Origin of the sequence: Neobacillus nitrireducens, from assembly GCF_030915405.1 — a bacterium.
Taxonomy (GTDB): domain Bacteria; phylum Bacillota; class Bacilli; order Bacillales; family Cytobacillaceae; genus Neobacillus.
Genome location: NZ_CP133262.1, coordinates 1,003,898 through 1,027,917, shown reverse-complemented (window position 1 = coordinate 1,027,917; position 24,020 = coordinate 1,003,898). Strand labels below are relative to the sequence as shown.

General features: G+C 41.2%; 26 protein-coding genes. 19 read left to right on the top strand and 7 right to left on the bottom strand.

Annotated elements, in window-relative coordinates; genetic code table 11:
- Positions 1 to 4: 4 nt before the first annotated feature.
- The 11 genes from RCG22_RS05045 to RCG22_RS04995 all read left to right on the top strand — a co-directional run bounded on the left by RCG22_RS05045 (position 5) and on the right by RCG22_RS04995 (position 11,242).
- Positions 5 to 454 (top strand): MaoC family dehydratase N-terminal domain-containing protein, encoded by a 450-nt coding sequence (locus RCG22_RS05045; RefSeq protein ID WP_308105997.1) that lies wholly within the window; start codon positions 5 to 7, stop codon positions 452 to 454.
- Positions 451 to 852: a MaoC/PaaZ C-terminal domain-containing protein gene (locus RCG22_RS05040; protein WP_308105996.1), complete on the top strand. Its 402-nt coding sequence runs from the start codon at positions 451 to 453 to the stop codon at positions 850 to 852. Before RCG22_RS05045 ends, RCG22_RS05040 begins: the two co-directional genes overlap by 4 nt.
- A gap of 100 nt (positions 853 to 952) precedes the next feature.
- A complete protein-coding gene (locus tag RCG22_RS05035; RefSeq protein ID WP_308105995.1) occupies positions 953 to 2,101 on the top strand; it encodes an acyl-CoA dehydrogenase family protein in 1,149 nt (382 codons plus the stop codon).
- A gap of 30 nt (positions 2,102 to 2,131) precedes the next feature.
- Positions 2,132 to 3,316 (top strand): thiolase family protein, encoded by a 1,185-nt coding sequence (locus RCG22_RS05030; RefSeq protein ID WP_308105994.1) that lies wholly within the window; start codon positions 2,132 to 2,134, stop codon positions 3,314 to 3,316.
- A 47-nt stretch (positions 3,317 to 3,363) separates the two neighbouring features.
- Complete coding sequence (locus RCG22_RS05025) at positions 3,364 to 4,137, top strand: SDR family oxidoreductase (RefSeq protein WP_308105993.1); 774 nt, start codon at positions 3,364 to 3,366, stop codon at positions 4,135 to 4,137.
- A 381-nt stretch (positions 4,138 to 4,518) separates the two neighbouring features.
- Positions 4,519 to 5,466 (top strand): MBL fold metallo-hydrolase, encoded by a 948-nt coding sequence (locus RCG22_RS05020; RefSeq protein ID WP_308105992.1) that lies wholly within the window; start codon positions 4,519 to 4,521, stop codon positions 5,464 to 5,466.
- Positions 5,467 to 5,540: 74 nt separating this feature from the next.
- A complete protein-coding gene (locus RCG22_RS05015) occupies positions 5,541 to 6,434 on the top strand; it encodes a R2-like ligand-binding oxidase (protein WP_308105991.1) in 894 nt (297 codons plus the stop codon).
- A gap of 26 nt (positions 6,435 to 6,460) precedes the next feature.
- Entirely contained in the window at positions 6,461 to 7,984 is a 1,524-nt protein-coding gene (locus RCG22_RS05010) for an aldehyde dehydrogenase family protein (protein WP_308105990.1), read from the top strand.
- 19 nt (positions 7,985 to 8,003) lie between these two features.
- Entirely contained in the window at positions 8,004 to 9,212 is a 1,209-nt protein-coding gene (locus RCG22_RS05005) for an iron-containing alcohol dehydrogenase (RefSeq protein WP_308105989.1), read from the top strand.
- 131 nt (positions 9,213 to 9,343) lie between these two features.
- Positions 9,344 to 10,201: a GNAT family N-acetyltransferase gene (locus RCG22_RS05000; protein ID WP_308105988.1), complete on the top strand. Its 858-nt coding sequence runs from the start codon at positions 9,344 to 9,346 to the stop codon at positions 10,199 to 10,201.
- A 105-nt stretch (positions 10,202 to 10,306) separates the two neighbouring features.
- Positions 10,307 to 11,242, top strand: a complete 936-nt coding sequence (locus tag RCG22_RS04995; protein WP_308105987.1) for a manganese-dependent inorganic pyrophosphatase — start codon at positions 10,307 to 10,309, stop codon at positions 11,240 to 11,242.
- 59 nt (positions 11,243 to 11,301) lie between these two features.
- Here the strand turns inward: RCG22_RS04995 and RCG22_RS04990 are convergent, their stop codons facing one another.
- Both RCG22_RS04990 and RCG22_RS04985 read right to left on the bottom strand, forming a co-directional pair.
- Positions 11,302 to 11,892, bottom strand: a complete 591-nt coding sequence (locus RCG22_RS04990; RefSeq protein ID WP_308105986.1) for a hypothetical protein — start codon at positions 11,890 to 11,892, stop codon at positions 11,302 to 11,304.
- Between the two features lie 144 nt (positions 11,893 to 12,036).
- The gene (locus RCG22_RS04985) at positions 12,037 to 12,858 is read right to left on the bottom strand and encodes a Cof-type HAD-IIB family hydrolase (RefSeq protein ID WP_308105985.1); all 822 of its coding nucleotides are present in this window, start codon (positions 12,856 to 12,858) and stop codon (positions 12,037 to 12,039) included.
- A gap of 281 nt (positions 12,859 to 13,139) precedes the next feature.
- Between RCG22_RS04985 and RCG22_RS04980 the strand changes: the two genes are divergently transcribed.
- Positions 13,140 to 13,715: a DNA-3-methyladenine glycosylase I gene (locus RCG22_RS04980; RefSeq protein ID WP_308105984.1), complete on the top strand. Its 576-nt coding sequence runs from the start codon at positions 13,140 to 13,142 to the stop codon at positions 13,713 to 13,715.
- 158 nt (positions 13,716 to 13,873) lie between these two features.
- Here the strand turns inward: RCG22_RS04980 and RCG22_RS04975 are convergent, their stop codons facing one another.
- Together RCG22_RS04975 and RCG22_RS04970 are read right to left on the bottom strand one after the other, a co-directional pair.
- Positions 13,874 to 14,311 carry a hypothetical protein gene (locus RCG22_RS04975; protein WP_308105983.1) on the bottom strand — a complete coding sequence of 146 codons (438 nt, stop codon included), beginning with the start codon at positions 14,309 to 14,311 and terminating at the stop codon, positions 13,874 to 13,876.
- A gap of 181 nt (positions 14,312 to 14,492) precedes the next feature.
- The gene (locus RCG22_RS04970) at positions 14,493 to 14,657 is read right to left on the bottom strand and encodes a hypothetical protein (protein ID WP_169801433.1); all 165 of its coding nucleotides are present in this window, start codon (positions 14,655 to 14,657) and stop codon (positions 14,493 to 14,495) included.
- 271 nt (positions 14,658 to 14,928) lie between these two features.
- Here RCG22_RS04970 and RCG22_RS04965 point away from each other — a divergent pair, with 271 nt between their 5' ends.
- Positions 14,929 to 15,597 carry a TetR/AcrR family transcriptional regulator gene (locus RCG22_RS04965; RefSeq protein WP_308105982.1) on the top strand — a complete coding sequence of 223 codons (669 nt, stop codon included), beginning with the start codon at positions 14,929 to 14,931 and terminating at the stop codon, positions 15,595 to 15,597.
- The gene (locus RCG22_RS04960; protein ID WP_308105981.1) at positions 15,566 to 16,087 is read left to right on the top strand and encodes a CBS domain-containing protein; all 522 of its coding nucleotides are present in this window, start codon (positions 15,566 to 15,568) and stop codon (positions 16,085 to 16,087) included. Before RCG22_RS04965 ends, RCG22_RS04960 begins: the two co-directional genes overlap by 32 nt.
- A 98-nt stretch (positions 16,088 to 16,185) precedes the next feature.
- On the opposite strand, the gene RCG22_RS04955 is transcribed toward RCG22_RS04960, so the two are convergent.
- Complete coding sequence (locus RCG22_RS04955; protein ID WP_169801432.1) at positions 16,186 to 16,347, bottom strand: hypothetical protein; 162 nt, start codon at positions 16,345 to 16,347, stop codon at positions 16,186 to 16,188.
- 228 nt (positions 16,348 to 16,575) lie between these two features.
- Here RCG22_RS04955 and RCG22_RS04950 point away from each other — a divergent pair, with 228 nt between their 5' ends.
- Positions 16,576 to 16,923: a metal-sensitive transcriptional regulator gene (locus RCG22_RS04950; RefSeq protein WP_308105980.1), complete on the top strand. Its 348-nt coding sequence runs from the start codon at positions 16,576 to 16,578 to the stop codon at positions 16,921 to 16,923.
- 69 nt (positions 16,924 to 16,992) lie between these two features.
- On the opposite strand, the gene RCG22_RS04945 is transcribed toward RCG22_RS04950, so the two are convergent.
- Positions 16,993 to 18,267, bottom strand: a complete 1,275-nt coding sequence (locus RCG22_RS04945) for an MFS transporter (RefSeq protein ID WP_308105979.1) — start codon at positions 18,265 to 18,267, stop codon at positions 16,993 to 16,995.
- Positions 18,268 to 18,281: 14 nt separating this feature from the next.
- Positions 18,282 to 19,589 (bottom strand): alkaline phosphatase family protein, encoded by a 1,308-nt coding sequence (locus tag RCG22_RS04940; RefSeq protein ID WP_308105978.1) that lies wholly within the window; start codon positions 19,587 to 19,589, stop codon positions 18,282 to 18,284.
- 170 nt (positions 19,590 to 19,759) lie between these two features.
- On the opposite strand from RCG22_RS04940, the gene RCG22_RS04935 reads away from it, so the two are divergent.
- The 4 genes from RCG22_RS04935 (at position 19,760) to RCG22_RS04920 (ending at position 24,006) form a co-directional block, all read left to right on the top strand.
- Positions 19,760 to 20,677 (top strand): alpha/beta hydrolase, encoded by a 918-nt coding sequence (locus RCG22_RS04935; protein ID WP_308105977.1) that lies wholly within the window; start codon positions 19,760 to 19,762, stop codon positions 20,675 to 20,677.
- A 188-nt stretch (positions 20,678 to 20,865) separates the two neighbouring features.
- The gene (locus tag RCG22_RS04930; RefSeq protein WP_308105976.1) at positions 20,866 to 21,894 is read left to right on the top strand and encodes a Bug family tripartite tricarboxylate transporter substrate binding protein; all 1,029 of its coding nucleotides are present in this window, start codon (positions 20,866 to 20,868) and stop codon (positions 21,892 to 21,894) included.
- A gap of 75 nt (positions 21,895 to 21,969) precedes the next feature.
- A complete protein-coding gene (locus RCG22_RS04925; RefSeq protein WP_098261508.1) occupies positions 21,970 to 22,422 on the top strand; it encodes a tripartite tricarboxylate transporter TctB family protein in 453 nt (150 codons plus the stop codon).
- 57 nt (positions 22,423 to 22,479) lie between these two features.
- Complete coding sequence (locus tag RCG22_RS04920) at positions 22,480 to 24,006, top strand: tripartite tricarboxylate transporter permease (RefSeq protein ID WP_308105975.1); 1,527 nt, start codon at positions 22,480 to 22,482, stop codon at positions 24,004 to 24,006.
- Positions 24,007 to 24,020: the final 14 nt, after the last annotated feature.

The following is a 24,020-nucleotide window of genomic DNA, read 5'->3' as shown; positions in this document are numbered from 1 at the left end:
AGAAATGTTTAAAGACCGGATAGGCAAACAATCGAATAAGGTTAAGAATGTGGTTGAAAGAGGAGCCGTCAAAAAATTTGCCGAAGCGATTGGAGACCTCCATCCCATTTATTTTGATGAGGAAACGGGGGAGAATTCTAGATATAAAGCCAACATTGCATCGCCCACCTTTCCGAGAACCTTCGATTATGGGGACATCGAAGAATTAAATCTGCCTAATAAAGGTTTAATTCACGGTGAACAAACATTTCATTACGAACGGCCGTTAAGGGTTGGAGAAGAGGTATACTGCTTTGCCAAAGTGAAGAACTACTTTGAGAAAAAAGGGAACTTTGGGGAAATGGGGTTCCTAGTAATTGAAAATTATGGCGAAGATGTTTCAGGTGCATTAATTTTTAGTTCAACCTCAATCGTTGTCATTTCCGAAGCAGTGAGGAAGGTGTTGGTAAAGTGAGTACACTAGCACAGTTACAAATAGGTGAGTCCGTAAAAGAAATTCAATTGGAGCCCGTCTCAAGGATGGATCTCATTAAATATTCAGGTGCATCTGGTGACTTTAACCCCATTCATACCATTGATGTGGAGGCTCAAAAAGCAGGTCTGCCGGGGATTATTGCTCATGGAATGTGGACAATGGGGAACCTGGCAAAGCTGTTTACGGCTTATTATGAAGAAGGCTTCGTCCAAGATTACTCGATCCGTTTTAAAGGAATGGTATTTTTGAATGATGTGATTACGCTGAAAGCGACACTTAAAGAGAAAGAGGATCAAAATCTGCGCTTTGCTGTCGCAGCAGTCAATCAACAAGGAAATGAAGTGTTAAAAGGTGAGGTATTATATCGCCAATATTAATATATGAGTGAACTAAGACCCGGCAAAAGGAAGAAAAACCTCTTCTTAATGCTGGGTTTATTGTTCACTTGTAACTACTAAGCATTGGTGGAGGTGGATAATGAACTTTGAATTCGATGAAGATATACTTTTTTTGAAAAAGAATGTCAGAGATTTTATTCAAACAGAAGTTGAAGCAGTTGCCATGCAAATTGAAGAGGAAGACCAAATCCCGCAACGTATCATCCATCTTTCAAAGGAGTTAGGTCTATTTGGCTTAAGTATTCCAGAAGAATATGGAGGATTAGGGATTGGCATGGTTGGTAAATGTGCACTGTATGAAGAAATTGGCCAGACACATAACGGCTATACCACATTAATCGGGGCACATACAGGGATTGGAACTGTTGGAATTGTAGAATTGGCCGATGAGCAGCAAAAGAAAAAGTATCTTCCCGAAATGGCGAGCGGAGAAAAAATTGGTGCATTTGCTTTGACGGAACCAGAAGCAGGCTCTAATGCGGCAAATTTGAAAACAACTGCGGTAAGAAAAGGGGATAAATATATTTTAAACGGATTGAAGCATTATATCACGAATGCGACTGAGGCGAGTGTTTTTACCGTGATGGCTGCAACCGATTCCTGGATGGGTCCGAAGGGGATTACTTCGTTCATTGTTGAAAAAGATTTTCCTGGATTCAAAGTCGGGGCAATTGAGAAAAAAATGGGCTTAAGAGGATCGCATTCTGCCGAATTAATCTTTGAGGATTGTGAAGTCCCAATAGAAAATGTATTAGGGATCGAAGGACAAGGTTATGTCAATGCCTTAAAGATCTTGACGAATGGCCGTGCAGGACTTGCGTCTCGGAATCTGGGATCCTGTCAAAAACTCCTAGATATATCAACGAGATATGCAAAGGAACGGATCCAATTCGGAAAACCAATCATTACGAACCAGGCAGTCAGCCATATGCTCGCGGAAATGGCAGTAGAAATTGAAGCTCTCCGTTCGTTTACCTACCGAGTCGCCTGGATGGTGGACAATGGGATGAGGGTAATTAAAGAAGCAGCGATGCTTAAGCTCTATGGTTCCGAGGTCTATAACCGCGTAGCCGATAAAGCCGTGCAAATCCACGGCGGCCTTGGTTATATTGCCGACTACCCGGTCGAACGTTTTTATCGAGATGCACGGATTACGAGAATCTATGAGGGAACATCGGAGATTCAGAAAAACATTATTGCCGCGCAATTAGAAAAAGAATATAGCTAATCTACTTTTGGAAGATTTGAGGGTGATAGAATGAATGATATTGTCATTTTAAGTGCCGTTCGGACACCAGTTGGCAGATATGGCGGCACATTAAAGGATCTTAATTCCGGACACCTCGGGGCCATCGTGATTAAGGAGGCGATCATTCGGGCAGGCATTCTAGCCCATCAGGTCGACGAAGTGATTTTAGGGGAAGTGAGACAGTCTACTGAATCCTCCAATGTGTCAAGAGTCGCTGCCTTACGAGCGGGAGTGCCTTACACCACACCTGCTTTTACGATTAATCGTTTATGCGCATCTGGTATGCAGGCAGTAGCTTCAGCAGCGCAGCAAATTGCCTTCGGTCAGGCGAATATTGTTGTGGCTGGAGGAACGGAAAGTATGAGCAATGCCCCTGTTTACCTAAGAAATACGCGATTTGGTGGAGACAATGCTAAACTTGTCGATTCCAATACTGAGGCAGGCCAACAGCCCCATGAGGTTTACGGAAGTCAATTGGGAATGGGGATTACTGCTGAAAATGTTGCGGAACGATACAATGTTTCTCGGCAGGACCAGGATGCTTTTGCACTTGAAAGCCAGCTAAGGGCAACCGCTGCAATAAGAGAAGATAAGTTTATGGATGAAATAGTCCCAATAAAGATAACAGGAAAAAAGACCTCATTTTTGTTTAGTGAAGACGAGCACCCAAGGCCAGAAACGACAATTGATACTCTAAGCAAACTTAAACCAGTATTTAAAGAAAATGGTACGGTCACCGCCGGGAATGCCTGTGGTCGAAATGATGGTGCGGCCGCATTGGTACTTACTTCTAGCAGCCATGCCGAAAACTTAGGCTTGAAACCAATTGCTAGGGTCATCGATTGGGCGGCAGCAGGTGTTTCGCCAGAATTGATGGGAATCGGTCCGGTTCCTGCCGTGCAAAAGCTGTTAAAACGAACGGGACTAACCGTGAATGATATTGATTTATTTGAAATAAATGAGGCCTTTGCTTCACAGGCGCTTGCTGTGATTCGTGAGTTGGGACTAGACAACCGACGGGTCAATGTAAATGGCGGGGCCATCGCACTTGGACATCCACTAGGAGCAACAGGGGCAAAAATTATGACTTCTTTAATCTACGAGTTAATACGGAGGAAGGAAAAAAGGGGAATAGCCACTCTTTGTATTGGCGGGGGACAGGGGATGGCCATTCTGGTCGAACGGCTTGGGTAGGAAAAAGTGGTCGAATTGGAATTATGGATTAATAGGGGGAACGATCTATGAATGTGAAAGAGTTATTTGATTTATCAGGAAAAGTAGCCATTGTTACTGGAGGCGGGAGGGGACTTGGTCAGCAGATTGCGGAAGGATTTGCTGAAGCGGGTGCAAATGTGGTTGTTTGTTCAAGAAAATTGGAAGCCTGTGAGGAAGTAAGCGAAGTCCTAAAAAGACTAGGTGTGGAGAGCTTTGCCTTAAAATGTGATGTTACCAATCCGGAGGACATTAAGAATGTCGTCGAGCGGACAGTCGAACGATTTGGTAGAATCGATATTCTGGTTAACAATAGCGGTGCTTCTTGGGGAGCACCAGTCGAGGAAATGCCTCTAGAAGCTTGGAAAAAGGTTATCGATGTCAATGTGACCGGTACATTCTTAATGTCACAAGCTGTTGGTAAAGTGATGCTTGAGCAAAAGTCAGGAAAAATAATCAATATTGCTTCAGTGGCGGGTTTAAAAGGAAGCAATCCGCAGTATATGAATGCGATTGGCTACAACTCTAGTAAAGGAGCAGTGATAACTTTTACGAAGGATTTGGCAGTCAAATGGGGTCCAAGCGGCATTTATGTTAATGCAATCGCGCCAGGATTCTTCCCGACAAAAATGTCAAAAGGATTACTTGAGCAAGGTGGAGAGGGGATTCTCCAAGCTACTCCCTTAAGGAAATTCGGTTCTGATCATGACCTAAAAGGGGTAGCCTTATTCTTAGCGGCACCAGCTTCTGACTTTGTGACAGGAGATATCGTGGTTGTCGATGGCGGCGCACATGCAATGTAGGAGATTCGCCCATTTAGGTAAGGAATACGCCCATTGAGTTGAGAGATTCGCCCATTGAGTTGAGGAATTCGCCCATTGAGTTGAGGAATTCGCCCATTGAGTTGGGAGATTCGCCCATTGAGTTGGGAGATTCGCCCATTGAGTTGAGAGATTCGCTCATTGAGTTGGGAGATTCGCCCATTGAGTTGAGAGATTCGCTCATTGAGTTGAGAGATTCGCTCATTGGGCCGAGGAATTCGCTCATTGAGTTGAGGAATTCGGCTGATAGACCAGTAAGATCCGCTGATAATATTTTATGTAAAAGAGTAATTTAGTTTTGATAGTGTATTGGGTCAATCCTCCTGTCAAAATAATTAGGTTTTACAAGGGAGGGGTTGCAAATTGTTTAGAATTGTCCCGCTTGAATTAAATACTCATTTTGCCGAGGGGACGGTAAACGCCTTTTTGGCGATTGGTGATTCTGTTACGTTAATCGACACAGGTAACCCAGGTAAACACTCATATCAGCAGCTTAATAGCAAACTACATACACACGGAGTTACATTGAAGGATATTGACCAAATTGTTCTAACTCATATCCATATCGATCATGCTGGGGCTATTCCATATCTTCAGGAAGAAACAGATTTGCCAATCTATGTCCATGCACAGGCAAAAGGGTCCATTAACGCAGGAATTGAAGAGTATGAACGTGTGCAGTCTTTTTTCCATCAGTTTCTAACCAGCTGTGGTGCCGATCCCTTAAATCATATCTTCGCTCGGCCCTTTAGGGAGGAAAAGTGGCGGAATATTACCTATATACGTGATGGTGCTGTTATCCCGTTAGGCGGGCAGGAGTTTCAAGTGGTTCACGTTCCCGGCCATAGTCAATCTGATATTTTACTATGGAACAAGGATACAGGCGATACCTTTGCCGGCGATCATTTATTAAAGGCATTTTCTGTGAATGCCTTTATCGAACCACCGGACCTAATAGTAGAAAATCGTCCGCGCCCGTTATTACAATATCGGAACTCGCTTGGGAAAGTTAGCCTGCTCCCATTGAAGATGATTTATCCTGGTCATGGTGAGGCATTTAGTGATCATGTTTCTCTGATCAAGGCAAGATTACTAGAACAGGAGAAACGCTGCGAGCAGATTCTTGGAATTTTAGCAGACGGGGGAAAATGTATCTATGAAATTTGCAGGAAAATGTATCCCCGTTTACAGGGGAATACAGTGTTTTTAGGATTATCACAAATTCAAGGGCACTTAGACCTGCTTGAAGAAAGGGAGCAGGTTCGGTTTGAGGAACAAGATTCAGTTGTCATTTATCGTTCAACCTTGTAATAGGGTAAGCTCCTATCCGCAGGCCGACCAATAATTGTAATCAAACCGTAAAGGAAAATAGGAGGAGAATATATATGGAAAAAAGAACCATATTAACAACCAGCAGTCGAGGCTTGCTAGAAGATTCTTTTCCGTACCGTTTATTCCAAAAAGCAAAAAGGTTAGGGACATGGAACCCGGCTGATATTGATTTTAGTCAGGATCAAAAAGATTGGAAAGCGATGAATTCTGAGCAGCAAGCAGATATTTTACGGCTGATTTCTCAATTTCAAGCAGGTGAGGAAGCGGTTACACTGGACTTGCTTCCACTCATTATGGCGGTTGCTAAAGAGGGGCGTCTTGAAGAAGAAATGTTTCTGACAACCTTTTTATATGAGGAAGCGAAGCATACAGAATTTTTCCGGCTCGTTTTGAATGCGATTGGAGAGCGAGGGGACTTGTCCCACTTTCATACGGAAACCTATCAGAAGATTTTCTATGAAATTCTTCCAACAACAATGGAACGGCTGATTACCGACCAATCCCCGGAGGCAATCGCTGAGGCATCGGTCGTATACAATATGTTTGTTGAGGGTGTATTAGCAGAAACTGGCTATTTTTCATTTTATGCTGCCTTAGAGGCAGCGGGCATTATGCCTGGATTGCTTGAAGGGATCGGAAATTTAAAAAAGGATGAGTCTAGGCATATTGGCTATGGAACCTTCTTATTGCAACGTCTGATTTGCGAACATCCACATCTCTTCGATTTAATAGCTGCCAAAATGGGCGAACTCACTCCGTTAGCGATTAGGCTTAACCAAGAGGGTATCGCAGGAAGGGAGGTAAGTGCATTCGGAGGGGATCCTGAGGACGTCATGAACTTTACATTAAAACAACTCTCAGTCCGGATGGAGATTTTAGCGCGGGCGAAAGGTAAAAAAGTCGAAGAGATTTATAGATTTTCAGAAAGTGAACTTGGCGTACTCTAGCGATTTTTGAAAGAGGAGGAATTATCATGACGGTAAAGGTAGATGTACAAACATTTCCCCATTTTATTAATGGAAAGTGGGAGCCAGCAAGCAGTCAAGAAACATTTGATGTGCATAATCCGGCAACTGGTGAATTAGTAGCAAGGGTGGCAAAAGGAACCACGGAAGATGTGAACCGTGCAGTAAATGCAGCCCGCGCAGCGTTTGACCAAGGGGATTGGAAAAACATGAAGCCCAAAGACAGGGCCAAGATGTTATATGCCATTTCCTATCAAATTGCCGAACATGCCGAGGAACTAGCATACCTAGAAGCGATTAGTTCAGGGGGAACCGTGCGACGAATTGGCAACAGTGACATTTTGCAAATGGTCGACTTGTTTCAAACACTAGCCAACTTTACGGTAGAGTATCCTTTCTCAGAAACACTGCCAGTCCCGCCATTCCCGGGACCTGCACACAATTTTATTTGGCGTGAACCAATCGGAGTGTGTGCGGCAATCACCCCTTGGAACTTACCTATGGTAATTGCAACTTGGAAAATTGCTCCGGCACTTGCGATGGGAAATACAATTGTCATCAAGCCTGCAAGTTATACTCCGTTGTCTACTTTGAAACTAGCAGAAATTATTTCAGCCGTGGTCCCTCCGGGTGTTATTAACGTAGTTTCCGGTCCTGGAGTGGAAGTGGGCGAAGCATTAGTTAACCATCCAAAGGTCGACAAAGTAGCATTCACTGGTTCGACTGAGGTTGGCAGACGAATTATGGGACTTGCTGCCGGCACGATTAAGAAAACTACGCTCGAGTTAGGTGGTAAATCACCTAATATCCTTTTAGAGGATGCCGACCTTAGCATTGCCTTGCCTGGAAGTCTGTTTGGTGTATTTCTCCATTCAGGCCAGCTGTGTGAATCAGGAACGCGATTATTTGTCCCGGATAAGCTTTATGACCAAGTGGTTGCCGGGTTGGTCGCTCTCACCAGTAAATTAAAGCTTGGCAATCCGCTCGATCCAACCACGGATATAGGTCCTGTTATTTCAAAAAAACAAAAGGAAACGATCCTTTCTTATATTGAAGAGGGTAAACAAGAAGGAGCGACACTATTGTGCGGAGGAAGGGAAGTTAAAGTGGCTGGCTGTGAAGAGGGCTATTTTATTGAACCAACGATTTTTACAAATGTCACGAATGAGATGAAAATTGCCCAAGAAGAAATTTTCGGCCCAGTCCTCTGTGTGATTCGTTATTCAGACCTGGACGATGCCATTCGAATGGCGAATGATACAATTTATGGGTTAGCAGCAGGAGTCTGGACCCGCGACGTCAACAAAGCTTACGAGGTCGCGAGGAAATTGCAAGCGGGTGTGGTCTGGATCAATGACTGGCATATGCTCCGCAGTGATGCCCCGTTTGGCGGATACAAGCAAAGCGGCATTGGCAGAGAAATGGGACAGCAATCACTAGATGCCTATACACAGGTAAAGCATGTTCATACATCAATGACGCCGGAGCTTGAGCGACGCAACTGGTACGGAATTCTGTTTGGCCAAAACTAATGAAGAGGTGAGCATGAAAATGAAAACAACCTTATCACAGTTTATGTTACGTACGGGAATTTACAGTGGTTCCAACTCAAGGGCGATGGTTCCGAGTCTTTTTGCAGGTTTGGGTGCCAAACGAGTGCTGCTCTTAAGTGACAGAGGCTTAGAGGCAGCGGGAATTGTTGAAAAAGTGGCCGATATTTTTTCGCTGACAGGGCATGGATCTGGACCAGAATTAGTTGGTCAGTTTCTTGATATTAAGCAGGATGCCGAGAGCAAATGCATCAATGAAGCGGCCCGCTATGCTAGGGAGATCGGGGCGGATTCATTACTGGCGGTAGGCGGAGGCAGTGTCCTTGATACCGTAAAAGGGGTAAAATACGCGCTCCACAAAGGATTAGCTGATATTAAGGAAGCTATTCCTGGCGGACTATTATATGAGCAGTTCCCTAAAGCGAATTACATGCCGATTCCACATATAGCCATCCCTACAACAGCGGGTACTGGTTCAGAGGTTTCACCGATTGCCGTTATATTTAATGAAGATATCCAAATGAAGACAAATATCATCAATCCATTTATCAACGCAGATATGGCGATCCTGGATCCTGATTTAACCGTGGGGCTTCCACCTGTGATTACCGCATTTACGGGGTTTGATGCCTTAACACATGCGATTGAAGCATTAGCCTCCCCAACTGCAACAGGTCTAACCGATGCCTATGCCCTTCATGCGATTCGCCTAATTGAAAAAAATCTTCCTGTTGCCGTCGCAGATGGATCGAATCTTGATGCACGTATGGATTTATTACAAGCCAGCTTAATGGGGATCACTGCTTTTAGCTTTGCCTTAAATGCGATTCCTGTCCATAATATGGCCCACGCATATGGGGCGTTGTTCCGGATTCCGCATGGCTTAGCAAATGCCGTCTTTTTACCAGTGGTTATGGAAATGGTTCCAGACTTATATCTGCCAAAGGCAACAGAATTGGCACAAGCCTTAAACGTGGATGTAAAGGGGGATACCCCGCAATCAGCATTAGCAAAAGTAATTGGAAAAATTAAATTACTTCAGTATAAGGTAGGATTACCGGCTGATTTCAAGCAATTCAATATTACCGAAGAAGCCTTGCAATTGGCGATTCCGGCGGTCATGAAGGACCCGGCCGCATTGAGTTTTCCAATGCCAAAAGAATTGATTGCCGCAATTGGGCAGAAGGTCGTACCGTTAACAGTGAAATAGATTGATAATGGCCCAGCCGGTGCGGAAATATGCTGGCTGGGTTTTATGAATTGCTTATTTTAGCTATACATAACTAGGGGGAAAGCCTTTTCGCCAGTAAATCCAAGCTATCCGCCAGAAAGGTTGAAAATATGAAAATTGCATTAAAAAAATTAACGGAATGCACCATCCAAGATACAGTAACAGCGTGGAATCGGGGGTTTGAAGGCTATTTTGTGCCATTAGAAATGACAGCTGAACTATTCTTTAACCGCATGGTCAATGAAGGATTATCGTTGAAACACTCTTTGGTTGCTTTTGACGGGGAAGAACCTGTAGCGATCGTATTAAATGGATTCCGGATCGTCGACGGAAAAAAGATTGCCTGGAATGGCGGGACAGGAATTGCCGCAGAGTACCGTGGGAGAGGTGTTTCCACCCGCTTAATGGAAGAGGCTATTAAGGTTTATTCCGAAGCAGGAGTCATTGTGGCCACCCTTGAAGCCATTAAAGAAAATGATAAGGCGATTCGCTTATATGAAAAATTCGGGTATGAAATCACGGATTCGCTTGTTTATCTAGGTGGGACTTTAGATTTGAGCAACACTCCGCTAACAAGTGAATCGATTCGGCCCGAGCAGTTCCCAACTTTCTCTTTTTATAAAGAAAATGTTCCATGGCAATGTCAGTGGCAAAGTGTGAGGTCTGGAGAAGCTCAAATATATTTCAACAGCAATCAAAATCCAATAGGATACTCTTTATATAAAAGGACCTGGGATCAAAACGGGTATCTGGAAAAAATATTTTTATATCAGCTTGAACTATTCGATAGAGTGAATGAGGAAACGATAAAGGCAATTTTTACTTCTATTTCCGGAGAACAGCAAAAGACAGTCAACTTCATGACTATTAATGCACCATTATCTAATCCTGTCATTCCATTGTTACTAGATTTAGGCTTTGAGAAAAAAACAGAGCAGGTACAAATGGTGAAAAAATTAAATCAATAAAAATTTTTTGAATCCTAAATCATATTATTATATAATTTTCGTTAGGGCCATTCTCAGGACATTTGGGCTTGGACTACATAAATTAATAGGATTAGGAGAAATAAAATGGAAAAAGTACTTATTTTCGGTCATAAAAATCCTGATACAGATACGATTTGTTCTGCGATTGCTTATGCAGACTTAAAAACACAATTAGGAATGGAAGTTGAACCGATTCGCTTAGGACAAGTTAACGGTGAAACACAATATGCGCTTGACTACTTTAAAGCTGAGGCTCCACGCCTAGTTGAATCAGTATCAAGTGAAGTGAACGCTGTTATTTTAGTAGATCACAATGAGCGCCAGCAAAGTGCGAATGATATCGCTGATGTTCGTGTTCTTGAAGTAATCGACCACCACCGCATTGCTAATTTCGAAACAAGCGATCCGTTATATTACCGCTGCGAGCCAGTTGGCTGTACAGCAACAATTTTAAATAAAATGTATAAAGAAAACAGCAAAGAGATTAGCAAAGAAATTGCCGGTCTTATGCTTTCCGCGATTATTTCGGACTCCTTATTATTTAAGTCTCCAACATGCACGCCAGAAGACGTAGCAGCAGCTCGTGAATTAGCGGAAATTGCTGGTGTAGATGCCGATGCATATGGACTTGAAATGCTGAAAGCTGGAGCGGATGTTCGTGACAAATCAATTAATGAACTCCTCAGTCTTGATGCAAAGGGATTTGAAATGGGAGCAAGTAAAGTGGAAATTGCTCAAGTGAATGTTGTGGATACAGCTGATGTTCTTACCCGCCAAGAGGAGTTAGAAGCTGCTATTTCTACAATTATCGCAGAAAAGAACTTGGATTTATTTTTGTTTGTGGTAACTGATATTTTAACAAATGATTCAGTTGGTCTTGCATTAGGAAGCAAAACGGCTGCCGTTGAAGAAGCTTATAATGTGACACTTACTAATAACACGGCTACCTTAAAAGGTGTCGTTTCTCGTAAAAAGCAAATTGTTCCTGTGTTAACTGATATTTTTACAAAAGGTCAGTAATAGAAAAGACCGTTCATGGACAATTCCATGGACGGTCTTTTCATTTTTTTATAAAATAATTAGTCTGTATGTTTTTGAATTTCTTCTTTCTTTTGATTCATCAACAAAAATGTTAAGGGCTGTTCAGAACCGGTCATTAATTTATAGACATAAGAAGAGGTGATTTTATAGCCGTCGTCTATTTTTGCGGCTAAGTAATTGGTCCGTTCAAACAGAATGGAACGAATATGATTGATTTGACGAGATATTTTATCCAAAAGGGCTTCTTGATTGTCCAAGCGCTGTAAAACGTCTCCTTGAAATGCCTCATGTTTAGCTATTTTTTCGGCCACTTCTTTTTGTAAGTCAAGCTGTTCATTCATTTTGAGGACAATCTGATGATTCGCATCCTCGTACCTCTCCAACCGACTTTTTAGCTCAGTTAGTTGATTGCCTATATGGTTCCATTGATTGATTTGCGTTTCCTCTTTTTGCTGTGATTGAAATCCTAGATCAGATAACGCACCTTTAAGGGCGAGATTCGTCGTTTTCTGCTCCTGAACTAATTCAGTCAGGAAATCCTGTCTTGATACGACTTGATTCACTGCTTGTGGCTGTTGATGGTGTTTGTATACTTCCGGGTGATCACTGTTATTAATGAATAATCCCATACCTCACTCCGCCTTTTTTTATTTAGTTGTGATATTTTATGCTTGAAAAAGTAAAGAGGGGACAGGATTGGGCGGTTGGAAGGAAAGTGAGCAAAAAAATAACGCTCGGACAAATTCCAAGCGTTGGTTTTGTAAATTATATTATTAAGCAAGAGACGGTGTTTTTAGCACGAATTCTTCTACAACCTTTGCGACACCATCATTCATGTTGGTGTCGGTCACAAAGTTAGCTTTTTCTTTAATGTCGTCTGGAGCATTCCCCATTGCAACACCAAGACCAGCAAATTCTATCATCGCCAGGTCATTATAACTGTCCCCGATGGCGATGACCTCATCGCGCTTAATCCCTAGTTTTTGAATCAATTGGCTAAGGCTGGTACCTTTCGTGACGCCTTGCTCCGTAAATTCTAAAAAGAATGGTTTAGAGCGCATGACACTAAGCTGCCCCGCTAACTCTTCCTGCAGTTTTTTTTCAAGCATAGCTAGTTTGGCAGGTTCTTCAAGCATAAGAACCTTTACTACAGGTTCTGAGACTGCTCCCACAAAACTTCCAACCTCCACTACTTCTAAGCCAGTAATCTCACCTTCAATAGTGGTGAATTGGTTTCCAGCCTCAGTGATGATCTGGTCTCCAACATACGTATGGATCCATACATCTTCACGACGGCTTAATTCATATAAATGGTTAACAACGTCAGGTGATAAAGTGCTGCTAAACAGTTCTTCGCCAGTTTGGAAGTTCGTTATTTTTGCACCATTGAACGAAAGGATAAAGCTTCCGTAATCATTCAAACGAAGTTCTTCCGCAATAGCATACATGGCTGAGGTTGGACGGCCGGATGCTAACACCACTTTCACTCCTAATTCTTGTGCATCCATAAGGGCACGCTTGGTACGGTCTGAAATGGTATGATCGTCCTGTAAAAGTGTATCGTCTAAGTCAAGTACAATCATTTGATAAGGCATTCGTGATATTCTCCTTTTTACAATATATTTCATTTAACTATCTTACTATAAATCTAGTAAAAAACGTATAAACAATTGAATCCAATTCCGATCGAACCGAATAATATATGAAGAAAGTCATGGGGAAAAAGAGGGTGAAGGCAGTATATTTTTTTAGTTTTTTTACTAATGATTGGCCTGAATAATTTATATGATGGGAGGTTCTTATTTTTAAAAAAATATGCCATACTTAAGTGAACGTAAGTTATGAAACTAAAGCAAGAACTGGAGGTACTTCAAAAATGAATCGATGCGGTTGGGTTAATCAGGACCCATTATATATTGAGTATCACGACCAGGAATGGGGAGTTCCTGTCTATGATGATCGACTGCTGTTTGAGTATTTAAATCTCGAAGGGGCACAGGCAGGACTGAGTTGGTATACGATTTTAAAGAAGCGAGAGAACTACCGACAAGCCTTTGATAACTTTGAAGCGGAAAAAATAATCCAATATGATGAAAAGAAAATCGAAGAATTGATACATAATGAAGGAATTGTCCGTAATAAGTTAAAAATCAATGCGGTTATTACTAACGCACATGCGTTTTTGAAAGTTGTGGAGGAGTTTGGTTCATTTAGTAAGTACATATGGTCATTTGTGGGCGGTAAGCCGATTCAAAACCACTTCTGTGAAATGAAAGATGTTCCGGCTATTACGGATATTAGCGATCAATTAAGTAAGGATTTAAAGAAGCGAGGCTTCAAATTTGTTGGCTCTACTATCTGTTATGCGTTTATGCAAGCAACAGGGATGGTAAATGACCATATTGTGACATGTGAATGTTATCAAAAAACATCTCAACTACCGAACAAATGAAAAAAGCGATTATCTCATTGAAGAGATATCGCTTTCCTTAGGTTGTGTAAAGAAAAATATAAAAATGGCTATAGACAGTAAAAAAAGAAATATCTCCCCTTTAGATGGCTCAAACGTTGGGAGGTCTGTTAAAGACAAGATGACCACTTCCTTCTTGCTTAGATTAGAATTTCGGGATCAATTTCAAAATGTTCAGTGACAATCCAGCGAAATTGTGTAAAGACTTTTTCTAAATCAGGCAATGTAGGTTCGTGTTTAGGAACTCCAAAAATAGGTCCTGTAATATTAAAGCTAAACCTGCCCGGACCTAAAAAAATTCCTGACACATTTGTCTGGTCGCTTATCAATAATATGGCTAAAAGGATATCTCCAATGTCCAATAACAAACTCAACGTTTTGTTTCCTGATTTACCCTCTAAACGGCCTATTCCTGTTAGTGGTCCCCCAACAGATAGGGAAAATCCACCGGGTTCAATAATAAGTCTAACAACTGTCACTTGTCCGGTTAATAATAAAAATGCCGTCATTATGTCAATCGTCCGTTGGATGGAAGTAACTGTTTGTAGGCTTTTTTCTAAGTCGCAACTACTTTTCAACGATTTTCACAACCTACTCAACTTAAACTCTTCCCGTAAATCGTGCTTGATGGGGGTAGAAATCTGTGCAGCTAGGGATATCTTTTGTATATTATGATATTCCCGGTAGGATGCTCCTCATTTGACAAAAATAAAGCCCATCACAACCGTGATGGGCTTTATTGGCATTTCTAATGCTTGCTTATGACTGGACAGGTTTATCAAGCGCAAAGTCTGAAATGGGCAATGTAATAATCTTGCCGCCAATTTGAACATGAATGGTATCGTTGAAAATGGCTTTCACAATTCCCTTTAAGGAGATGGTTGAATTGACAGAGACTTTTTTGGATTCAGATTGGTTTGCCACATGATCAACGCCTTTCGAAAATTGATAAAATCACTAAAGATACACTAGTTATTCGAAAAAGATATGATAAACTCCTGCAAAAGCAAAGGAATTTTTATAAAAAAATCGGTCATGTTCTTATCCATCTATTTTGCAAAGGGGTGTTAAACAATAATAGTGAGTTAACATGAACCGTAGTTCAAGTATCTCATTATTGAAGTGGGCTGTCAACAAAAACATGAACTGTGGTTCAAATTTTAAAATCGTGTTATGATATATATGAGGTGATAAAATGCCAGACCATGATGACTTAATGATTGGTGAATTTCCCTTTCTTCCAAAACAGGAACGGGCGCAGCAAAAAAGAAATGCATTACTTGAAAGTGGACAGACTTTGTTTATTTCCAAGGGGTATGAGCAATCTACAGCTAAGGAAATTGCTGCCCATGCAGGGGTTGCTACTGGTACCTTTTATCGATATTTTTCAGATAAACGTCAACTTTTAATGTCATTATTAGAGGATAAATTAGACAAGTTATTGCCGCCTGAACCGAACTGGGTTTCTTGTGATCCTGTCTCATTATTATCATCGCTTTTAGAAGCCCATAATAAACGCCTTAATGAGTTAGGGATACAGCGTGTGTTGCCTGAGTTAGTGTTGAAAGATCCTAGTATTGCTGAATTTTTGGGTGAGGCACGAAGGAAAATTCATTCGAGAATTTTATTAGGGCTAAAACAAGCGGAGGAAAAAGGATTGACCTGGGAGGATCTAGATTTAGAAACTGTCTCGTGGGCAATTTTAGTCATAGTGGAAAATGGTCACGGGAAAGAGGGACAAACTGGCAAAAAAGCGGATTTTCTAGAAATTTCAAAAGTAATTTGCCGGATGGTTTTTCCACCAGATGTCCTACAGCAATTGCAAAATAGCGATGAAAAGAATCATTCAAAATCAAACACATGAAAGTGGTGTCGATATGATAAATGATCAGGTAAAAGATTTTATGGTAAAGGATGTTATTTCAGCTAGTCCAAGTACTTCGATTAAAGAGGTAATGACCATGTTAGTTAGGGAAAAAATTGGCGGGTTGCCGATTGTCGATGAGAACGGGGTCCTTCGTGGAATTGTAACCGATGGAGACATTTTGCGGGCGATCAGTCCAGTAGATCGTCGGATTCATGATTATTTCTCTTTAATCACATATGTTGCAGAAGAAGGCTTGGAGGATCGTCTAAGTGAATTGGCTGACAGGGAAGTCATTCGGATTGCAAAAACCCACGGAATCTTAACAGTCCATCCTGAGGATGAAATGAAAAAAGTTGTTTCGCTCTTGTCTAAGCATCATTTTAAAAAACTACCTGTTGTTGATCAGTCCAATCATGTAGTTGGTGTGATTAGCAGGGGAGATGTCATTCGCAGAATTCAAGAAACAATTATTAATGAATTGAACTGATTTTTTAATATAAGAAAAATAAAAAGCCCTTCATTTCGAAATGAAGGGCTTCTTTGGGAAAAATATAGTTGCCATTTCAAATGCAAGAAATGGCTAAATTATTGCACTGGTTTTTCAAGCAGGAGCTCTGATGCAGGGAGTGTAATAATTTTCCCGCCTATTTGCACATGAACGGTATCGTTGAAAATGGCTTTTACAATTCCTTTTAAAGAAATGGTCGAATTAACAGATATTTTTTTCGCTTCAGCATTGTTTGCCAAATTAACCAACACCCTTCAAAATAGTTTTATAAATATTATATATGAAGAAAAGGAAATAAAGCCAGAATGAATAATCAGAAAAGTTAAAAAATATTAATATTTTTTGGTGGGTGTGAAAATAAATTATTTTTATACATATGTATGAAGTGAAGGGGAGGTGAGGAATTTTTATTACATCCGACATTTTCCCGAGTTATGTTATAATTATCCCAAAAAGGAGGCGGTCGTATGTCAAATGAAGTTGGAAATGAACAGGAACTTTTTGATGATACCTGCTGCTCACATGAAGGCAGTGATCGGAAGAGCCATCATTCGGATAAAGTTAAAAATAATCTTGTTACAAGACTAAACCGAATAGAAGGCCAAATTCGCGGCATAAAAGGCTTAATTGAAAAAGATACATATTGTGATGATGTGATTAACCAGATTTCAGCCACTCAATCCGCCTTAAATAGCGTAGCCAAAATTCTGCTGGAAGGTCATATGAAGAGCTGTGTTGTCGAAAGAATTCAGGAAGGTGATTTTGAAGTTTTAGACGAAGTACTGGTAACGATTCAAAAATTAATGAAAAAGTAACCCGACTATGAACAGCCAATCCATTCAAAAAAACTAACTAGACCTCAGGCTGAGGTCTAGTTAGTTTTTTTATAAAGAGATAGAATTTGATTTTGAGATATTATTAGTTTCGGGGACACGAAGGAGGATGACACCTCCAATGATGAAAAGGACAATTAAGCTGAACACTCCGCTGTTCGTATTTCCTGTCAACTGTGCGGTGAATCCAACCAGAAATGGACCTAATATCGCTGCAAATTTATAAAAAATACTATAGAAGCCAAAGAACTCATTCGCATGTTCCTTTGGAACGAGTTTGGCAAAGTAGGAGCGGCTTAACGCTTGGATACCACCTTGTGAGGATGCTACGAGCATGGCTAAAATCCAAAAATCCAAAGTTGTTTTTAAGAAATAAGCATACGTACAAATGATTATATAAACAAAAATTCCAATCAGCAGCATGGTTTTTCCTTTAAATTTATCAGCTAACTTCCCATATAAAATGGCAAACGGTGCTGCTACAACCTGTGTCGCAAACAAAATAATCAGCAGGTTATTAGAAGTGATTCCTAAGTCCGACCCGTAGGCTGTAGACATGGTAATAATCGTATTCACTCCATCAATGTAAAAGAAATAGGCAATCAAAAATAGAAACAATGGACGGTACAGTTTAATCCTCTTAAAGGTCTCAAACAGTTGTTTAAAACCATTTGAAATCGGATTACGTACCGGATCTTTATAATAAACCTGCTTGACATTTTTTAGCATTGGTATCGTGAATAAGCCCCACCATAAGGCTGTAATCGCAAACGCAGCCTTACTTGCGACTGTAACAGAGAAGGGGAGAATGTTTTGCTGCGATAATATTATCAGGGCAATACTGATGATGAACGGTATAGTACTTCCAATGTAACCCATCGCATAACCTCGTGAAGAGATCTGATTCATTTTATCTTCCGTTGTTACATCGACAAGAAATGCATCGTAGAAAATATTGGTTCCCCCAAAACCTATAACGGTAATCATGTAACAAATTAATAATATTAGCCATTGATTTGTGGGGACAACCGCAAGCAGCAAGGTAAAGATAATTCCTAATGCAAAGAAAAAAGTGAAAAACCGTTTCTTAAATCCTTTGAAATCCCCGATACTTCCTAATATTGGGGCACAAAGGGAAATAAGCAGTGTGGCAAACGAATTTGCATATCCCCAATAAGCGGTCGAAGTGGAGCCTTCAAGTCCAGCCTGATTGGCCGCCGCTTTAAAATACAACGGGAAGATGGCTGTTGTGATTAGGATTGAATAAGCAGAGTTAGCCCAATCATAGAATACCCAGCCTTTTTCTTGCTTTGACATCCGACTCATAGATTTTCCCCCTTTTAAATTTCTAAGATCTCTTCAATAGCCCTTCCATCTGTCTGGCCTAAATTTACTCCTAGAAGCCTAGCAAAGGTTGGACCTTCATCAATGAGGCGGATAGAGGGCAGGGTGATAGATTTTATCCCTTTTCCTGTTGCCATAAAAATAGTTCCATAATTTTCTTTCTCTGGTGAATACCCATGACACGCTAACGTGTATTTATGATCAGTGATTACGTCCTCCTTTGTGATAGTTTTGATAAATTCCCCCTCAAAGTCTTCTAAAAAGTAAAATCCTTTGTGGGCTTCGATCATAAAGGCACATGTTCCATCGGCTCCTCTATTAGCAGCCTGTTCACTGGTGAGTACGCTTTCAATTCCATTTTTAGGATCGTCACATAAAGATTCTAGTATTTCTTTTACTTTTTCATATGTTGCTAAATCGTGTGGATCTTTAATGTAAATATATGCAGAGCCATCACAACTTTTACAATAAGCCTCCCAATTAATTATTCTCCCTTTTCCATTAGAGGTGATTAGCTTTTGTTCACGGAAAAGAACATTAACGTTGACTGCTTTATGTTCATCTAACGCACTATGATCCCCTAATGCTACTATTGTGGAGTTTTCGTAGATTCCGCTTTCCTTTAACGCTTCAAGAATTCTGCCGAGACGCAGGTTGTGGCGATGAAGGGCTGCGATTGCTTCTTCAGATGAAAAGCCGTGATAATGGCGCTGGGTATCTAAATCGGTAAAATGGACCATTAATAAATTCGGTTTCTTTGACTTAATCGTGTCAACCGTTGATTCCAAGACGAAATCATCCAATTCCGGTTGATTAAGGCCTTTACGAATATGACCGTAACGTTTATTTAGCTCCCACTGAAAGCGGGGACTGCCACTCAGCAGCGAAACAAGAATCTGATTATGCCAAGGACGGTTTGCAAAAATTTCGGGCATATTATAGTCAATCTTTGCATTTGCAGTGACTGGCCATAATAGGGCTGCTGTCGTCATATTTGCCTTTTTTACTTCGTCATATAAAGTCGTACAACGAATGCGATCTCTGTACCAATTCCAATCGGGAGATGCCATGCCCGGCTGCAGAAGAGTATTATTGATTACTCCATGTCGGTTTGGATAATTTCCTGTTACGATCGTGGCATGACATGGATAGGTGACTGAAGGATAAATAGATTTGACTTTTTCTACATAAGCTCCGTTTTTTAATAGGGTCTGAAAGTGGGGAAGTTCTTTTAAGATGGGAATATCTAAGGATGAAAGGCAATCAAAGGAAATGATAATTAAATGGTCGGTCAATCGATTCATGAAATGAATACCTCCGATAATATTTGCCCGTTACTATAATTGTACTACAGGCAGGAGGAAATGGGAGATTTGTTACAGAATATTTACAAAATACTTTGAAAGCATAGATTTATCAAAAGGTTTTTCTAGTATAATGATATTAGAAAATTTTGGATAAAGGGGGTATGGAAATGCCAAGTATTCGAAGTTATTTTTTTGAAAAAGGAATTAAACTATCTGTAAAAAGAGCGCTGAAGAAGGGTTTATCTAATCGGGCGATGGAGGAACAGCGGCAGATGCTCGACACGGTGGCAAGAAAATTAGGGAAACTCCCGAAAAACTGCAAAGTGGAGAAGCTTCAGATTGAAGGATTGTACGCTGAGTGGATTTCTTCCGAAAACGCTGTGGAGGACAAAGTAATCCTGTATTTACACGGGGGAGGTTATGCATTTTGTTCAGCTACCACGCATAGACCACTGGCAGCAAGTATTGGGAAAGCGGCTGGAGTAAAAGTCCTTTTTCCGGAATATCGTCTGGCGCCCGAACATCCATTTCCAGCAGCCGTTGACGACGCCGTCAATGTGTATCAGTGGCTCCTTCGTCAAGGTTATCAACCTTCTAATATAATTTTTGCTGGTGATTCCGCAGGAGGGGGGCTAAGCGTGGCGGCTGCGTTGGTATTAAGAGATCAAAATGAACCGCTCCCGCGTGCGCTTGTTTGCCTCTCTCCATGGGTCGACCTTACCAGCAGTGGGGAAAGCTACCGGAAGAACAACGATGTGGATCCTTACTTAACGCTGCCAGGCGTAAAAGACGCTGCACGGATGTATGCAGGGAAGGAGAACCCCCTCGATCATCCGCTCATCTCCCCAGTCTTTGCCGATTTGACTGGTTTACCGCCTTTATATATTCAGGCAGGCAATCATGAAATATTGCAAAGTGATGCGGAATTGCTCGCCCACCAAGCACGGAAGGCAGGTGTAAAGGTTTCCTTAAAGGTATGGGATGGTATGTGGCATGTTTGGCAGATTAGTGGTCCTAGATTACCTGAAGCGAAAAAAGCTATCCGTGAGATGGGTGATTATATAAAGAAGGTCTTCAATAGTTGAAAACCAAAAACTCCTGCATCGTAACGTTACGTTATGATGCAGGAGTTTTCTATGTTCAGCACTATTTACCGCCATGAACATTATGAACAAAATGGAAATTAAGTTTTTAATGCTGTTTAAATGAATAATCTATGAAATCCTCGGAATTTTTGTAAAATTAAGAAAACGTTTACAAAGGGGGAAATGAAATGTTTTCGATCAAAAGAATTTCAGCAGTCATGTGTGCAGGTGCGTTGGCATTAAGTTTGGGGGCTTGCAGCAGTAAAGAAACAGCAAGTACAAGTAAAAAAGCGGAAGGTACCGGTTATCCAACCAAGGCCATTAGCGTTGTTGCACCATCTGGAGCTGGTGGAGGCTGGGATTTAACGGCACGCTCGTTTACAAAAGTGCTAGCTGAAACAAAACTAGTCAAGCAGCCATTAACAGTTGAGAATAAGCCTGGTGGCGGTGGAGCGGTTTTTATGGCTGAATATGCAACACAGCAAGTGGAAAATAACGACATGCTCTTTGTCAATTCGCCGCCGATTATTATTAACAATTTAAAGAAGGAAGGAAATAGCCCATATGGGTATAAGAATACAACACCATTAGCACAGCTTACGAAAGACTACGGTGCAATTGTTGTTAAAGCTGATTCCAAATTTAAAGACCTAAAAGCAGTCCTTGAAGAAGTGAAGAAGGATCCAACGAAGTTAACGTTTGCCGGTGGCTCCGCACCAGGCTCGATGGACCACTTAGTTTCCATTCTGCCAGCTTTTAAATATGGGGTTGACCCGACCAAAATTAAATATGTTTCTTATGACGGCGGTGGCGAAGCGATTACAGCCTTACTTGGAGGAAACGCAGATGTCATTGGAACAGATGCATCAAGTGTAAAAGAATTCCTTAAAGCCGGGAAGGTTCGAGTGCTGGCAATTACCTCATCCGAACGATTGTCAGGAGATTTCAAAGATGTACCTACTGCCAAGGAACAAGGTGTAGATGCGGAATTTACGATTTGGCGAGGTGTATTTGGCCCGGAAAAAATGTCTGCAGAAGCAAAGGCTTATTGGGAAAAAGCCATTGATAAGTTAGTTCAATCACCGGAATGGAAAAAAGAAGTCGAGACACAGGGCTGGGAATTAGAGTATAAAAATGGGGCGGATTTTAAAAAGTTCTTAGCTGATCAGGAAACACAAGTACAACAATTATTAGAAGCATTAGGAATGCAGAAGTAAGGAATCCAAGAGGGAAGGAACGGCTTTCTCCTTCCCTTTTATTTTTTTGAAAAAGTTGGATGGGGGGACCCTTGGATGGACATTAAATTTGATCGTATCGCTGCGATATTGTTTCTAGCTGTAGCCGTCTTATTTATTATCGGTAGCAGAAGTATTGCAAGCTCTTCCTATGGAAGTGTCGTTGGCCCGGATATTTTTCCATTCTTCCTCGGAATATTGTTAGCAATCTTAAGCATTCGATTATTTTATGAAACATTTAATGGAAAAAAGCAGGAAAAGAAAAACGAAAAGTTGCAGTATAAGCCTTTTCTCATCATCCTGATCGCAACATTGGTTTATATTTTAACACTAGAATCTGTTGGCTATGTAATCACCACCTTTGTATTTCTCTTTGTCTGCTTTCAAACGATGGAACGAGCAAAATGGCTGACCTCACTGATCATCGCTGGCTGTTTTTCAGGAATTGTCTATTTCCTATTTGTCGAAGTATTAAAAGGAACACTTCCAGGGTGGCCAATTTGGTTTTAGTTGAAGTAATGATGGTGTCAGGCACCATGTTTTTTTCGGATGAAAGGGGGAAATGGATTGAATACTCTTGATTATTTGCTGCACGGTTTCGGTACGGCACTTATTTGGTATAATTTACTTTTTGCTTTTGTTGGAGTTTTGATTGGGACCGCTGTTGGGGTATTACCTGGGATTGGTCCGATGAGCGGTGTCGCCTTGCTTATTCCTGTTACCGCTTCCATTACGGGAGGGCTTCCTCCAGAGCAAGCGGCAACTAGTGCCATTATTCTTCTTGCCGGTGTCTACTACGGAGCCATGTATGGAGGTTCAACGACTTCTATTCTATTAAATACGCCGGGAGAGTCTTCTTCGGTAGTGACAACATTGGATGGGTATCAGATGGCGAAGAAGGGGCGAGCAGGGAGTGCGTTATCGATTGCAGCAATTGGTTCGTTTGTAGCTGGAATTGTTACATTGATCGCGCTGATTGCCTTAGCGACACCTTTATCAAATCTAGCCCTGAAATTTGGACCTTCTGAATATTTCTCGCTTATGCTCCTAGGGCTCGGAGCTGTTAGTGGGTTGGCGGGAAAGTCGGTTACAAAAGCATTAATTATGACTGTAAGCGGGCTGCTGTTAGCTACGATTGGTATTGATAATGTTTCAGGAATCGGTCGTTTTACCTTTGATATTCCCTGGCTTTACCAAGGAATTGAATTCTTGACGATTGCCGTTGGGTTATTTGCGCTAGGTGAGGTATTTAAGACTATCTTAGAAAAAGATGAAGAAGATACACAAATGGCAAAGATTAATAATTTGCTGCCATCTAAAGAAGAGTTGAAAGAGTCTGCCGGACCAATTGCCAGAGGGTCGATCTTAGGATTCTTTATCGGGATTTTACCCGGCGCAGGCGCAACGCTCGCATCCTTTTTCTCTTATATTTTAGAAAAAAGGATTTCCAAAGACCCATCGAAATTTGGAACAGGAGCAATTGCCGGTGTGGCAGCACCTGAATCTGCGAATAATGCCGCCTCAGGCGGAGCAATGATCCCATTATTAACATTAGGTATCCCTGGATCAGGTACAACTGCGATCCTAATGGGGGCACTGATGATGTATAATGTGCAGCCAGGTCCATTATTGTTTGAAGATCATCCCCAGGTTGCATGGGGGTTGATTGCCAGTATGTTTATTGGAAATATCATGCTGTTAGTTCTCAACCTCCCTCTAGTAAAGGTGTTTGCAAAAATTATTCAGACTCCCAAGCAATATTTGATTCCAATTATTATTGCCATCTCAATTTTCGGCGTTTATGCCGTTCAAGTTTCGGTTTATGATCTGTTACTTCTATTAGGATGCGGTTTAGTTGGCTATTTTCTAAATAAACATGATTACCCAATTGCCCCATTGGTGTTAGGACTTGTATTGGGCCCAATGATTGAGAATAACCTGCGCAGGGCTTTAACAATTTCAAATGGAGATTTTGGACCGTTTTTCACCCGCCCGATTTCTTTAGGTTTCTTAATCATGACCGTTCTTTGGCTAGTTATTCCGGTCATCATGAAGATGAGAGGAAAAAATGTCATTATAAATGAAGAAGCATAAAAAATGTAAATTTC

Excerpts from the sequence above, each read along its gene's own strand:
- RCG22_RS04985 (WP_308105985.1), bottom strand. The coding sequence starts at position 12,858 with ATGCCTTATCAAATGATTGTACTTGACTTAGACGATACACTTTTACAG.
- RCG22_RS04930 (WP_308105976.1), top strand. The coding sequence starts at position 20,866 with ATGTTTTCGATCAAAAGAATTTCAGCAGTCATGTGTGCAGGTGCGTTG.
- RCG22_RS04950 (WP_308105980.1), top strand. The coding sequence starts at position 16,576 with ATGTCAAATGAAGTTGGAAATGAACAGGAACTTTTTGATGATACCTGC.
- RCG22_RS04935 (WP_308105977.1), top strand. The coding sequence starts at position 19,760 with ATGCCAAGTATTCGAAGTTATTTTTTTGAAAAAGGAATTAAACTATCT.
- RCG22_RS05015 (WP_308105991.1), top strand. The coding sequence starts at position 5,541 with ATGGAAAAAAGAACCATATTAACAACCAGCAGTCGAGGCTTGCTAGAA.
- RCG22_RS04925 (WP_098261508.1), top strand. The coding sequence starts at position 21,970 with ATGGACATTAAATTTGATCGTATCGCTGCGATATTGTTTCTAGCTGTA.
- RCG22_RS04960 (WP_308105981.1), top strand. The coding sequence starts at position 15,566 with ATGAAAAGAATCATTCAAAATCAAACACATGAAAGTGGTGTCGATATG.
- RCG22_RS05030 (WP_308105994.1), top strand. The coding sequence starts at position 2,132 with ATGAATGATATTGTCATTTTAAGTGCCGTTCGGACACCAGTTGGCAGA.
- RCG22_RS05005 (WP_308105989.1), top strand. The coding sequence starts at position 8,004 with ATGAAAACAACCTTATCACAGTTTATGTTACGTACGGGAATTTACAGT.
- RCG22_RS04945 (WP_308105979.1), bottom strand. The coding sequence starts at position 18,267 with ATGAGTCGGATGTCAAAGCAAGAAAAAGGCTGGGTATTCTATGATTGG.
- RCG22_RS05025 (WP_308105993.1), top strand. The coding sequence starts at position 3,364 with ATGAATGTGAAAGAGTTATTTGATTTATCAGGAAAAGTAGCCATTGTT.
- RCG22_RS04980 (WP_308105984.1), top strand. The coding sequence starts at position 13,140 with ATGAATCGATGCGGTTGGGTTAATCAGGACCCATTATATATTGAGTAT.
- RCG22_RS04965 (WP_308105982.1), top strand. The coding sequence starts at position 14,929 with ATGCCAGACCATGATGACTTAATGATTGGTGAATTTCCCTTTCTTCCA.
- RCG22_RS05035 (WP_308105995.1), top strand. The coding sequence starts at position 953 with ATGAACTTTGAATTCGATGAAGATATACTTTTTTTGAAAAAGAATGTC.
- RCG22_RS05010 (WP_308105990.1), top strand. The coding sequence starts at position 6,461 with ATGACGGTAAAGGTAGATGTACAAACATTTCCCCATTTTATTAATGGA.
- RCG22_RS04990 (WP_308105986.1), bottom strand. The coding sequence starts at position 11,892 with ATGGGATTATTCATTAATAACAGTGATCACCCGGAAGTATACAAACAC.
- RCG22_RS05000 (WP_308105988.1), top strand. The coding sequence starts at position 9,344 with ATGAAAATTGCATTAAAAAAATTAACGGAATGCACCATCCAAGATACA.
- RCG22_RS05045 (WP_308105997.1), top strand. The coding sequence starts at position 5 with ATGTTTAAAGACCGGATAGGCAAACAATCGAATAAGGTTAAGAATGTG.
- RCG22_RS04995 (WP_308105987.1), top strand. The coding sequence starts at position 10,307 with ATGGAAAAAGTACTTATTTTCGGTCATAAAAATCCTGATACAGATACG.
- RCG22_RS04940 (WP_308105978.1), bottom strand. The coding sequence starts at position 19,589 with ATGAATCGATTGACCGACCATTTAATTATCATTTCCTTTGATTGCCTT.